Source organism: Sphingobacterium sp. 1.A.5 (assembly GCF_002734235.1).
Taxonomy (GTDB): Bacteria; Bacteroidota; Bacteroidia; order Sphingobacteriales; family Sphingobacteriaceae; genus Sphingobacterium; species Sphingobacterium daejeonense.
Map to the genome: position 1 here is coordinate 1 of NZ_PEBA01000018.1, position 12,886 is coordinate 12,886.

At 35.8% G+C, this 12,886-nt stretch carries 13 protein-coding genes, 1 tRNA gene and 1 pseudogene; 8 read left to right on the top strand and 7 right to left on the bottom strand.

Annotation, left to right across the window (positions count from 1 at the left end):
* Together CRT24_RS09695 and CRT24_RS09700 are read right to left on the bottom strand one after the other, a co-directional pair.
* Positions 1–189, bottom strand: a pseudogene (locus CRT24_RS09695) (IS5/IS1182 family transposase); the annotation flags it as partial.
* A 145-nt stretch (positions 190–334) separates the two neighbouring features.
* Positions 335–1,654 (bottom strand): hemolysin family protein, encoded by a 1,320-nt coding sequence (locus tag CRT24_RS09700; protein ID WP_099371042.1) that lies wholly within the window; start codon positions 1,652–1,654, stop codon positions 335–337.
* Between the two features lie 210 nt (positions 1,655–1,864).
* On the opposite strand from CRT24_RS09700, the gene CRT24_RS09705 reads away from it, so the two are divergent.
* The gene (locus CRT24_RS09705; RefSeq protein ID WP_257214013.1) at positions 1,865–2,995 is read left to right on the top strand and encodes a phosphotransferase enzyme family protein; all 1,131 of its coding nucleotides are present in this window, start codon (positions 1,865–1,867) and stop codon (positions 2,993–2,995) included.
* Position 2,996: 1 nt separating this feature from the next.
* On the top strand, positions 2,997–3,632 hold the full coding sequence (locus tag CRT24_RS09710) for a carbohydrate-binding family 9-like protein (RefSeq protein ID WP_099371043.1): 636 nt from the start codon (positions 2,997–2,999) through the stop codon (positions 3,630–3,632).
* A gap of 71 nt (positions 3,633–3,703) precedes the next feature.
* Here the strand turns inward: CRT24_RS09710 and CRT24_RS09715 are convergent, their stop codons facing one another.
* On the bottom strand, positions 3,704–4,258 hold the full coding sequence (locus CRT24_RS09715; RefSeq protein WP_099371044.1) for an NADPH-dependent FMN reductase: 555 nt from the start codon (positions 4,256–4,258) through the stop codon (positions 3,704–3,706).
* Positions 4,259–4,351: 93 nt separating this feature from the next.
* Here CRT24_RS09715 and CRT24_RS09720 point away from each other — a divergent pair, with 93 nt between their 5' ends.
* The 4 genes from CRT24_RS09720 (at position 4,352) to CRT24_RS09735 (ending at position 10,022) form a co-directional block, all read left to right on the top strand.
* The gene (locus CRT24_RS09720; RefSeq protein ID WP_099371045.1) at positions 4,352–6,790 is read left to right on the top strand and encodes a ligase-associated DNA damage response DEXH box helicase; all 2,439 of its coding nucleotides are present in this window, start codon (positions 4,352–4,354) and stop codon (positions 6,788–6,790) included.
* Complete coding sequence (pdeM, locus tag CRT24_RS09725; protein ID WP_099371046.1) at positions 6,783–7,433, top strand: ligase-associated DNA damage response endonuclease PdeM; 651 nt, start codon at positions 6,783–6,785, stop codon at positions 7,431–7,433. Before CRT24_RS09720 ends, pdeM begins: the two co-directional genes overlap by 8 nt.
* A gap of 107 nt (positions 7,434–7,540) precedes the next feature.
* Positions 7,541–8,704, top strand: a complete 1,164-nt coding sequence (locus CRT24_RS09730) for a glycoside hydrolase family 130 protein (protein ID WP_099371047.1) — start codon at positions 7,541–7,543, stop codon at positions 8,702–8,704.
* 28 nt (positions 8,705–8,732) lie between these two features.
* Positions 8,733–10,022: a sugar porter family MFS transporter gene (locus CRT24_RS09735; RefSeq protein WP_099371048.1), complete on the top strand. Its 1,290-nt coding sequence runs from the start codon at positions 8,733–8,735 to the stop codon at positions 10,020–10,022.
* A 1-nt stretch (position 10,023) separates the two neighbouring features.
* On the opposite strand, the gene CRT24_RS09740 is transcribed toward CRT24_RS09735, so the two are convergent.
* On the bottom strand, positions 10,024–10,626 hold the full coding sequence (locus CRT24_RS09740; RefSeq protein WP_099371049.1) for a hypothetical protein: 603 nt from the start codon (positions 10,624–10,626) through the stop codon (positions 10,024–10,026).
* A 36-nt stretch (positions 10,627–10,662) separates the two neighbouring features.
* Positions 10,663–11,001 (bottom strand): n-acetylglutamate synthase, encoded by a 339-nt coding sequence (locus CRT24_RS09745; protein WP_099371077.1) that lies wholly within the window; start codon positions 10,999–11,001, stop codon positions 10,663–10,665.
* A gap of 111 nt (positions 11,002–11,112) precedes the next feature.
* Here CRT24_RS09745 and CRT24_RS09750 point away from each other — a divergent pair, with 111 nt between their 5' ends.
* Positions 11,113–11,466 (top strand): hypothetical protein, encoded by a 354-nt coding sequence (locus tag CRT24_RS09750; protein ID WP_099371050.1) that lies wholly within the window; start codon positions 11,113–11,115, stop codon positions 11,464–11,466.
* A gap of 139 nt (positions 11,467–11,605) precedes the next feature.
* On the opposite strand, the gene CRT24_RS09755 is transcribed toward CRT24_RS09750, so the two are convergent.
* Positions 11,606–11,998: a glyoxalase/bleomycin resistance/extradiol dioxygenase family protein gene (locus CRT24_RS09755; RefSeq protein WP_099371051.1), complete on the bottom strand. Its 393-nt coding sequence runs from the start codon at positions 11,996–11,998 to the stop codon at positions 11,606–11,608.
* Positions 11,999–12,065: 67 nt separating this feature from the next.
* Entirely contained in the window at positions 12,066–12,461 is a 396-nt protein-coding gene (locus CRT24_RS09760) for a hypothetical protein (RefSeq protein ID WP_099371052.1), read from the bottom strand.
* A 185-nt stretch (positions 12,462–12,646) separates the two neighbouring features.
* Here CRT24_RS09760 and CRT24_RS09765 point away from each other — a divergent pair.
* Positions 12,647–12,734, top strand: a tRNA-Ser gene (locus CRT24_RS09765).
* Positions 12,735–12,886 lie beyond the last annotated feature (152 nt).

Consider the following 12,886-nt stretch of genomic DNA (forward strand, 5'->3'; position numbering starts at 1 on the left):
CTTGAACATCTTGATGGGGCTCTCTGCTGTACGCCCATTGGTCTGGCAATACTTCTCCAAAAGTTCCTCATGTATAAAACTGAAATCGATAAGATCGTTGATTTTGCGAAGTAGATTGTCTTTTGGAACAATGATATCGTACAATCCCGAATAGGAACTGAACTGAATTTTTTGTTGGGTAGAAAGCATCCTGATGTCCGTTAAAGCCTACTTTAAGATACGAAAAAAGGAGCAGAAAACTGTTGTTTTCCACTCCTTTTTTTAGCCCATTCTAAAAGAGGACTTTTTCAGTGCCCTCATAATCTTTCTGCGCCTTTTTTTTGAATGATACCTATCAATCAATATTTGCGGTTTCATCAGAGGGAACATCCTTTACTTTAAGGCTCAATTTGTCGATTCTATGTCCATCCATGTCTAATACTTCAAACTCAAGATTCTTGTAGACAACTTTTTCTCCTTCTTCTGGTATATGATCTAGCAGAAGAAATACCAATCCCGCTACGGTTGTTAGGTTTCCGATTTCATCTTCATCGTCTTCCGTAAGATCAAGATTGAACATTTCGATGAAATCATCCAATTGGAAACTGCCATCAATAACAAAAGTTCCATCTTCACGCTTACGGATTGTTTTCTTTTCTTCCGTTTCGGGTGAATCAAATCCTCCGACTAAGGATGCTACGATATCTGTCATGGTAATAATCCCTTGCGGGCTGCCATACTCGTCAACCACCACTGCCTGTAATACTTTAGCAGATTTTAAAGTCTGCAAAACATTATAAGCATAGGTGTTTTCATTTACAAATGGAATTGGAGTCACTAATTTTGTTAAATCCATTTCTCGTGTTGTCAAGTACTCCTTAAACAAGGTTTTCACATGGACAACTCCAATCACATGGTCAAAATTTCCATTACAAACCGGATATTCAGTATGTTCATCTTTTATAATACAAGCTTTGTTTTCTTCAAAGCTATCTTGAATATCCAAATAAGTGATTTTACTTCTGTGGACCATCAGATTGATAGCTTTTTTATCTCCCAAGCTAAGTACGCGATCCACCATATCATGTTCTATGCCTTCAATAGCTCCACTGTCTACCCCTTCATCCACCAAGGCTTTGATTTCTTCTTCTGTCACCGCATTTTGGTTGACCTTGATATTAAAGAGTTTGACAATGAATTCGGTTGACACACTCAATAACCAAACAAAGGGTTTCACAATCTTGCTCAACACATTCATTGGTAATGCTATAAATGAAGCATATTTTTCAGGAATTGCCATTCCAATTCTTTTGGGAACTAATTCCCCGATGACTAATGAGAGGTAAGTGATCATCAAAACCACCAATATAACTGATATTTGACTGCTGTAAGGAGCCAAGGTTTCTATTTTATTAAGTTTTTCTGCAATATAAGTTGAAATGGAACCGCCTGAGAAAAAACCTGTCAAAATACCAATCAACGTAATTCCAATTTGTACAGTTGATAGGAAGTTATTTGGATTTTCTTTAAGTTCTAATGCTGTTTTTGCACCGTTGTTTTTCGCACTAGCAGCCTGCAAACGTGCTTTTCGGCTAGATACAATGGCAATTTCAGATGCGGAGAGGATTCCGTTTAATACAATTAGTATGAGAATTATTATTATTTCCGTGACCATATAGGGTGTTAATCGCTAAAGATGTTCCAAATTACGAAATATTCTTGTCAAAACTTGATTTAAATTGTTTTTAAAGCAATGTTATATCTTGAATTAATAAAACTGTTGGCATGTTGAATAGTTTTAAATCATGCAACCGTTTGATTAAAAATAATATTTTATTTATTGATTTTGATTATAGATATTGCATTACTTACATAGTATTTTTGAATGAAAAGTGAAGTAATGTCAACCAAGAAAACTGAAAACAGCATCAGATCGGCGCAAAATTTTAAACTAGAAGGGCAAATTTTAGACTCTATTCCATTTGGTTCAGGGCATATCAATGATACTTTCAAGATTACTACGGACAGCACCAATTATAATCTATACCTACTCCAAAGGATCAATCACCATATTTTTCAAGATGTTCACGGATTGATGAACAATATTGAAATGGTTTGCAACCATTTAAAGGAAAAATTGGCACACCTTGGAGATAAAGAAGTGCAGAAAAGAACCATGACCATTGTACAAACGCACGATAATAAAAACTATTATCAAGATGATCATGGTGATTATTGGCGTGTATTTCATTTAATTCCAGATACCAGGAGCTATGATATCCTGGAAACTCAAGAACAAGCATTTTCAGGAGGAATGGCTTTCGGTCAGTTTCAAAAGCAATTAAGTGACCTTGACCCCAAGAAAATCGTGGAGATTCTTCCTAACTTCCATAATATTGAGTTCAGATTGAATAATTTGCGTGATGCCATCACAAAAGATCCAGTTAACCGTGTAATTGAAGTTCAGGATTTGTTGGACTATATTTTTGAAAGAGAAGATAAGATGCGGACCATATTGGAATTGGGCAGAGCAAACAAATTACCACTGAGAATTACCCATAATGACACTAAATTCAACAATGTTCTGTTAGACAAAGATGATAATGTACAATGCGTTATTGATTTAGATACTGTAATGCCAGGATATGTTGCCTACGATTTTGGTGATGCAATTCGCACGATTATCAATTCTGCCGCTGAAGATGAAGCTGATGTTTCCAAAATAGTCCTGAATATTCCATTGTTCCAATCGTTTACAGCTGGCTATTTATCAGAGGCTAAAGATTTCCTTACAGAAACTGAAGTTGAATCATTGATACCTGCTGTACACCTTTTGCCTTATATGCAAGCAGTTAGATTTTTGACAGACTATATCAATGGCGATACTTATTACAAAGTAGCCTATCCCGAACACAATCTAGTTAGAACTAAAGCACAATTAAAATTAGTTCATGAATTAGAAGTAAATAATGAAAAATTAACTGATATATTAGCAGAGAACTTGATGTCTAACTAATATGAAAAGACGAACTGTTAAGAAATTAGACTTTACCGGCATTGAATTGGACTATTCGAATTTAGCCAATGAATTAAATGAGTTGGATTGGAATGCAATTGACGAAGCTCCCTGGAAAGCGGAATACCCATACACTCCGCAAGCCAAATTTCAAATTGCCTATGATCAAAATGGTATTTATCTGCATTATGATATTGATGAAGAATTCGTAAAAGGAGAATTTATCCGTCCTAATGAAAACATTTGGGAAGATAGTTGCGTTGAGTTTTTTGTTTCTTTTGATGGTCGAAAAACTTATTATAACTTGGAATTCAATGTATTGGGCACCGGTTTGATTGGATATGGCACTGCTGAAAAATCTAGTCGTAATAGATTAAGTGCTGAGGAGATTTTGACCGTTGATGCAATTTCACAAATAAAAACGGTGAATGGCAGAAAAAATTGGAAACAAATATTGATCATTCCTTTCTCCTTGTTTGGATTGACAATTGCAGATATTGAAGGAAAAACCATTGCAGCAAATTTCTATAAATGTGGAGATGGGCTTCCAAACCCTCATTTCCTTGCTTGGAATAATATTGAAAATTCAAAACCGAATTTCCATTTGCCGGAATTTTTTGGTGAAATAATTTTTTAAAAATATCGTCAGGATGATTTGAGGATCATCCTGCCGAAATACATACATTTACCCATTACTATAAGGGGCAATTACAATGATTTTTCTACCCAGCTTTGAAAAGCTTTGATAAAATCTTTTAGAAACTTCTGAGTATCTTCTTTAGTTAATTTTCCAGAATCATCGAAGTTAGCGGCTACATTGCCAATATATGCTTCAGGTTGAGCCATTGCTGGTACATTGATAAAAACTAGAGACTGCCTTAAAATATGATTTGCTCCAAATCCACCAATTGCACCGATAGATGAACTGATAACAGCACCTGGTTTTCCATTCCAAACATTTTTACCGTATGGCCTAGAAGCGACATCCACAGCATTCTTTAATACTGCAGGTACACTTCTGTTATATTCAGGTGTGACAAATAATACTGCGTCCAATCCTGAAACTGTCTTTCTGAAATCTACAAACTCTGCAGGAGGGTTCCCGTTGTCCAAATCCTCATTATAAAAGGGAAGTTGTCCAATCTCTATGATTTCAAAATCGTACCCTTCCGGAGCAATTGAAACTAGGTAGTTGGCTATTTTACGGTTAAAAGATTCTTTCCTTAAGCTTCCTACAAATATTCCTACTTTTTTATTTGCCATAATTATACTTTCTTTTTTTGGATAACAATTTACTTCACAAAAAGTTATTTAGATATTGATAATTGTTTAATTTCATATTCTATCGGTGGCACTATGAAAAACGAATTTGCAGAGGTATGGTTTTATAATCAAGGATGGCAAGCACATGAGTTCCAACAGAAATGTTGGGAAGCTTTGGCGAATGGTGAATCTGGAATATTGAATGCACCTACAGGTTATGGTAAAACCTTTGCTATTTGGTTTGGTGTTTTAGCACAATATTATGCCAAGGAAGCTATGCAAGAGAAAAAAAACAAAAAGAAAACCTTGCATACACTCTGGATAACACCTTTAAGAGCGTTATCAAAAGAGATTTATAAAGCAACTTCTCAAGTTTCCCAAGACTTGGACCTGGATTATGAAATAGAGTTAAGAACAGGTGACACAACCGTAGCCAACAGACAAAGACAAAGAAAGAACCCTCCACAAGCTTTGATTACCACCCCCGAGAGTGTCCATCTTATTTTAGCAACAAAAGAAGGTCAAGATTATTTCAAAAATCTTGAATTTATCATCATAGATGAATGGCACGAGTTATTAGGATCGAAACGTGGAGTATTAATTGAATTGGCATTGAGCCGACTAAAAGCGATTAACCCTAACCTCAAGATTTGGGGAATTTCTGCAACCATTGGAAACTTAGAAGAAGCGAAAGATATTCTTTTAGGACCAGGCACCAAAGGATCTTTGATAAAGGCTGATATTCATAAAAAAATTGACATTCAAACAGTTTTTCCTGACAATTTGGAAAAATTCCCCTGGGCTGGACATTTGGGAATCAGACTTTTAGATAAAGTCGTTGACATCGTCAACCAATATAAAACAACCCTTATTTTTACAAATACACGATCACAAGCTGAAATCTGGTACCAACAGATAATCACATATTACCCTGAATTTGCTGGGTTATTGGCTATTCATCATGGTTCATTGAGTGATGAAGTTAGGACTTGGGTGGAGGAAGCTTTACATGAAGGAAGGTTAAAAGCAGTCGTATGTACCAGTAGCTTAGATTTAGGAGTCGATTTCAGACCTGTTGATTGTGTGCTTCAGGTAGGATCTCCCAAAGGGATTGCCAGATTTTTGCAACGAGCAGGAAGATCCGGTCATAGACCCGATGCTACATCCATAATCTATTATGTTCCTACAAATTCCTTGGAGATAATCGAGGGTGATTCCTTAAAATTTGCTGTCAAGGAAAAAATCGTAGAAAGCAGAATCCCTTATGTTCGTTCATTTGATGTTTTAATACAATACTTGATGACTTTAGCTGTCGGAGATGGTTTTTATGCAGACGATATATTACAGGAAGTAGCTCAAACGCATTGTTTTGAATCAATTACTCAAGAAGAATTTGATCAATGCATGGCGCTCTTGATTCATGGTGGTTCTACTTTACAAGCTTACGATGATTTTCATCGCCTAGTATTGATAGATGGCAAATATAAAGTTACTTCACGGAAATTGGCAATGCGGCATCGATTGTCCATCGGCGCAATTGTTTCCGACCTAATGATGCGTGTTAAATTCCGGTCTGGAAAGTATCTAGGTTCGATTGAGGAGTCATTTATTTCAAAGCTGAATATTGGGGATGTTTTTTGGTTTTCAGGCAGACAATTGGAGCTTGTCCAAATCATGGCTAACGATGCTATCGTAAAACCTTCGGAAAAGAAAAAAGGAGTCGTTCCGTCGTGGATGGGAGGTAGGTTTGCCATTTCTCCAGATTTGGGTATTGCAATTCGACATAGTTTCAAAAGCATCCATAAAACTCAAGGAATTTCTCCTGAAATCAAGTTTTTGAAACCCCTATTCAAAGAGCAGGAGTCACTTTCTGCATTACCTAAGGAAGATGAATTACTGGTTGAATATATTCAGACCAAATATGGCTATCATCTATTCCTATATCCATTTGAAGGGAAACTGGTTCACGAGGGCATGGCTCAAGTATTAGCCTATCGATTGAGCTTAATTAAACCCACTACTTTTTCAATAGCAACCAATGAATATGGCATCGAATTGTTGTCGGAAACAGAATATCCAATCGACGAAAAATTGCTGAAACAATTATTCAGTCCGCAACACCTGCATCAGGATATCAATTCTGGAATCAATGTACAAGAAATGGCTCGACGAAGATTTCGTGATATCGCCGGAATTGCAGGTCTAATATTTCAGGGATTTCCAGGAAAACAAATGAAAAGCAAACATCTACAAGCAAATGCAGGTTTGTTTTTTTCGGTTTTCTCAGAATATGATCCAGGTAACTTACTACTTCGAGAAGCATATGATGAGGTCTTTGATTTTCAGTTAGAAGAGGGAAGGATGCAAATCGCATTTGAAAGAATCTCCAAGCATAAGATTATTTTTTCCAAACCCAATAAATTAACTCCCTTCGCATTCCCTATCTTTGCAGAATCTTTCCGCGAAAGATATTCAAATGAAGATTGGCAAAGTCGCCTCGAAAAATTAAAGATGCAATTGTTGGATGGCTAAAAGGATAGAATTAAATGGGTTGGAGCTTTATTTGTTGCCTCAAAAGGTAATTTATATTCCCAAGTATTTTATGCTGATTATTTCAGATTGGCATTTGGGAAAATTAACCCATTTCCGAAAGGAAGGTCTATTTGTTCCTGCACCAGATATTGAAGAAGAATTCCTCAGACTCAGCACGCTAATCAAGGAATTGGATGTTAAAGAAATCGTATTCCTAGGCGATCTTTTTCATTCGGAATGGAATTCCGATTGGGAAAAATTAAAGTCTTATGTCAATTCGATAGGGAATCAATCCATAAAATGTACCTTGACCAAAGGGAACCATGATATCCTTACAGAAAATCATTTCTACAATATGAACCTCCGTTTGATCGAAGAAGTAGTATTGTCTGAAGGTATCGTCCTTTCGCATGAACCAATTGTCGGATTACCTGATTATATGTACAATATCGTTGGACATATCCATCCAGGATGTTTAATTGATGCCGGAGCAAGACAATCTTTTAAATTGCCATGCTTTTATTTGAAAGATAAAGTGCTTACAATGCCAGCATTCGGTAAATTCACAGGCCTTTATTTAGTCAAAAAAGAATATAATTCGAATATTTATGTCGTTATAAATGATGCTGTTGTAAGCATTTAAATATTTATTTTTCCTGCTGTAGAAAAGAATTTTAGTTTTATATTAGAGTATTGAAAATGCTAAAGCGATTTATCATTTTTGATACTAACCAACTAAAACTTAAAAGAATGTCCATTAACTACAGTTTAATAGCCATATTTTTCCTGCTCACGAGTTGCATCTCTACAAAACCAGATACCGCCTCCAGCAAAGATTTTGTTTGGACCCTAGGTGGATTTGAAAGGCCAAAAGGGAAAAACCCAATTATAGAGCCGGAATCTACAAATACATTTATGGATCCTATGAATGATTCATTGGTTCGTTGGGAGGAGAATGATACCTTCAATCCAGGTGCTGTGGTTAAAGACGGTAAAGTATATGTTTTATATCGTGCTGAAGATAAATTCGGAATTGGAATCGGCTTTAGAACCTCGCGGTTGGGATTGGCAGAGAGTAAGGACGGTATCCATTTTACAAGAAGGAAAGAACCCGTTTTATTTCCTGGTGATGACTCACAGAAGGAATTTGAATGGCCAGGAGGAATTGAAGACCCTAGACTAGCAGTAACAGAAGATGGCACCTATGTTGTATTCTATACGCAGTGGAACCGAAAAATCCCCAGACTTGGCGTAGCGACTTCCAGAGATCTGGTCACATGGGAAAAGCATGGACCAATTTTCAGGAATGCAAAATTTCAAAAAGTTTTCAATGAACCCCATAAATCAGCCTCTATCGTTACGAAGTTGAAAGATGATAAGCTTGTAATTTCAAAAGTTGGCGGAAAATATTTTATGTATTGGGGTGAACACGGGGTATCAGGAGCAACCTCTACTGATTTAATCAACTGGGAACCAGTGTTAAATGAAAAGGGAGAATTAGCGAAATTTATTATTCCAAGGGAAGGCTATTTCGATTCTGCCTTAACTGAGTGCGGTCCTCCAGCAATTATCACTGATAAAGGAATTTTATTACTTTACAACGGGAAAAACCATGATGATAAATTAATCGCCGATCCAAGATTTAATATCGGAACCTATAGTGCTGGTCAAGTTTTATTTTCCAAAAATGACCCAACAGAAGTTCTTCAGCGATTGGATGTGCCATTCTTAAGACCCATGGAAGCATTTGAAAAATCCGGCCAATATAAGGATGGAACGGTTTTTATCCAAGGATTGACTTATTATCAAAAGAAATGGTTTTTATACTATGGCTGTGCCGATTCAAAAGTTGCAGTTGCGATTTATGATCCAACAAAATTAGTAGATTTCGACCCAATCCCTGAGGAGAAATAATTTAAAATTATCAATCAACCTACGAACTATGAGTAAGATTTGGAAATATGTTTTTATCGCCTCCTTGGGTGGCTTTTTATTCGGTTTTGAAACCGCTGTAATCTCTGGAGCAGAACGGATTATCCAGGAACTTTGGGATTTAAATTCCTTTTGGCATGGATTTACGGTTTCAATTTCCTTAATAGGAACCATTTTTGGCGCAATTGGAGCTGCTAAACCAGCCCAAAAATATGGCAGAAAACGTGTTCTCCAAGTTGTAGCAGTCATGTACCTACTGTCGGCTATTGGTTGTGGCCTTTCCTTTAATTGGTATATGTTTTTATTTTTCAGACTGTTGGGAGGTATTTCTGTAGGAGTGAGTTCAGTAGTTGGGCCATTGTATATCGCTGAAATCGCACCAGCCAAGGTTCGTGGCAGAATGACTGGCATGTTCCAGATTATGATTGTTAGTGGTATTTTCATTGCTTTTTTGACCAATTATCTATTCGCAAATTTTGGAGATGATGCTTGGCGCTATATGCTGGGGATAATGGCAATCCCTTCATTGCTGTTTTTAATCCTGTTAAATACAATCCCATTTTCCCCACGTTGGTTATGGTTGACCGGTAAAAAAGAAGAAGCCAAAGTTGTTTTTGAAAGCTTAGGACAATCAACCACTGAATTAAACTCATTGGATTCCCAAGATCAAAAAGAAGAACCATTATTCCAGTCAAAATATCGAAAACCGATTATTTATGCTGTTTTATTGGCAGTTTTTAATCAGTTGACAGGAATCAATGCTATTCTTTACTATGCACCAAGGATATTTGAAATGGCAGGTTTTAGCCGTGAACTGGCATTTCTGCAACCCATATTTATAGGAGGTACCAATCTATTGTTTACATTAATAGGAATGAGTATTATCGATAAATATGGGCGTAAGAAGCTATTGTTGAGCGGAGCGGTCGGAATGTTCATATTTTTGATCTTAGCGGCATTTGGCCTTAAATCAGGAGCTTCGGATTTCCTATTGTATTATATCATTGGTTTTATAGCCTGTTTTGCATTGTCGCAAGGAGCCGTTATCTGGGTATTTATTTCAGAGATATTCCCAAATGCTGTACGAGCACAAGGCACATCCTTGGGCAGTACGACCCATTGGGTCATGGCAGCCTTGGTGTCATGGGTGTTCCCAATAATCGTAGAGAATATCGCCGGTGGCGGATTTTATATCTTCTTGTTCTATGCGATTATGGTTGTCGTGTCATTCTTCTTTATCATGTCGATGCCAGAAACAAAAGGAAAATCATTGGAACAAATACAAGAGGAATTGAAGTAAATTAATTCTTCCCAGTCCTCATATATTTTTCACTTGCCTCAAGATCATTCATAATATGTTTGATCTTTCGGTTTTGATAATAAGCAATGTATTCATCCTTTGATTTAAATTTAGCGTCAGGATTATTTTCATAACTCAATATCGTATCTAACACCATTGGAGCAAGTTGGTTTTGCTCGTCAGATTTCAAAAAATCTTTCATTTCCTCTTTATCATGACCAAAAATCAGCTCAACATCGAGATGATAAACATTACCATAACTAAACTTGGCATCAAAAAGTTGATAGACATCCTCAAAATCCATGTATTTATAAAGCAAGAACGCATTGACATCTAATGCGTAGTAGGATAATTCGTATTCCTGTGTTTTGATTTCTTCATCCAACAGCCATTTGATCAGTGGTTTGTCGTTAATAGAGCTTTCATTGAAAAGTTCTAGAATCAACAATGCACGATTCCAAGCATTGACATCATAACTCCATTTTCCATCTGGAGTGGGTTTTATTTCTGTCTTAAAACTATCCAAAAGCGATGTATCTTGGGTATTTCTAAAATCCTCAATGATTTTTCGTAGTTCTTTATTTGGTAATTCAAGGTTACTCATATATGTTTTTCTTAATTCAGGTAAATTATTTTAATGCTACTGTTCATCCACAATAGATTTTCCTTTGGATAGATCTCCGGAAGTCCATTGCCAGGATTCATGCAATCTTATTTTTCCATTATCCAATATTTCAGGTATAGATTCACAGGTTCCAGTCATTATTTCACCTTGTATATTAACCTGATGATATTTCATATCAATGGTACCATACTCACTTACTAATCCTAAGAGGTGACCATACTTAATCGAACCGCCAAAATATTCAGCAAAAACTATATTACCAATCTGTTTGTAATGAAATTCAGTTTCAGAACTTGTTTCACCATTTTCAGAATTGCTCACTGTCCTAAAAATTCTATTGTGATAGTTGACCATTAACATATAATCAGATATTTAATAGCAAGTTAATCATTCTAATGCCAACTACCTATTTGGCATCAATATTGAATTAAAATAAATCAAATTATATAAACATTAATATATTCTATGAAAAATTTAATTTATGTACTTGTGTTATTTACGTTATCCTTTACTTCTTGTGCTAAAGATGAATTTGAAGGCGATAAAGAAGAAATCAATATTGTAGGTACGAAATGGGAGGGAAGCGGTATTGTTGGTGGTGCTGAAAACACTATAATTAGGTTCGAATTTCTTGAAGGTGGAAAAATGAAAGGTTTTTATGACCCTAATGATTGGGACGGTACTTACAACTTCAATGTAGAAACCAATAGAGGCGTAATCAATGAATTGGGTGAAATAGAAATGGATTTTGAGATTATTGGAAATACCCTGAAGTTTGAAATTGATCCTGGAAAATGGATTGAGTTAACTAAAAAATAGATCAGAATGGACCAGAATGGACCAGAATGGACCAGAATGGACCAGAATTAGAGAATTAACAGAATTATAGGGCAGACGAGAGATTGCCCTATTTTAATTACAATTTTTATAAGTATCCTTATAATTTTGACATTCACATTTACCCAGGCTTTGTCTGTGTACTTATTGCCCAATAATTTCCTGCATGGTCATAAAATGAACCTCTAGTATCTGAATCTCCTTCTTTGTTTATAGGTTTTTCGATCAACTCACATCCCAAATCAAGTGCTATATCCATGGTTTCAAAAACATTAGGTACATACATATGTAGCATCGTTTTTTGAGCAGGATAATCTTTAGTACTATCACTCAACATAATTATTGAATCGTCTAGCTTTAATTCAATATGCCCAATTTTTCCATCTCCGCGATCGTATCTCCGAAGAACTTTAGCATCGAAAATTTTAATTAAAATATCAACAAGTTTTTCAGCATTATCTGCAATTAGGTAGGGTGAAAGTGAATTATAGTTTTCTGGTTTATAAGAATTCATAATATTTTAAAATTTAGTTAGCTGATTCATGAATGGTGTTAAAAAACTTAAAATCAATAGGATATGATTATTTAAATTTAGATTCTTCAATTCGTTTTTTCATTTCTTTTCTGAATAAAACACTTTCTTGGAAATGTTTTTTTCTCAGGAATTCAAGGAAATAAGCTGTTAATGCTCCTCCAAATACAGCTATTCCGATTTCGGACAATACATCCAATATGATTCGGTCAACAAACTCGCCCAATTCATTGTCTTGGAATAAGTAACGCATAAGCCGAACACCAATTGTTAGTACCAATCCTAATACGAAGAAATATTGCAGGAACTTGGTTTGGAAGTATGATTGGTTTATGATTGCGTCGAGTTCATTGGGGTTATTTTTGTAATACTCTACCATTTCATCAGTAATTATAACTTTCCCATGTTTAAGTGCTGACTCAAGGATTTTATCTTCAATGTTCATATGACTAATTTTGATGTATTAGATTTATAAGGATTAAAGAATATTTAATACGAAAAGTTTTAATATATCTGCTTATTTAACCATTTATAATAAAAAAAACACCCTATTAAAAAATAATCATACTCATTTTCAGGCTAATAAAAATAAGGTTTTGGAAGGAGTTTAAAAATTTCTACTTTTGTCGCGGAGAGTTGGCAGAGTGGTCGAATGCGGCGGTCTTGAAAACCGTTAACTGTCACAGGTTCGGGGGTTCGAATCCCTCACTCTCCGCCAAACAAATCAAAGCCCGACGTCAGTCGGGTTTTGTTGTTTCTGGGGTTTTGCCAAACTTGTTTGAGCAAAACATCCAGAAACAACAAAACAGAGAGCGGAGCGAACGGCTTTGATTTGTTTGAAGCCAACCCCAAAAAGGGATGGTTCAGGGT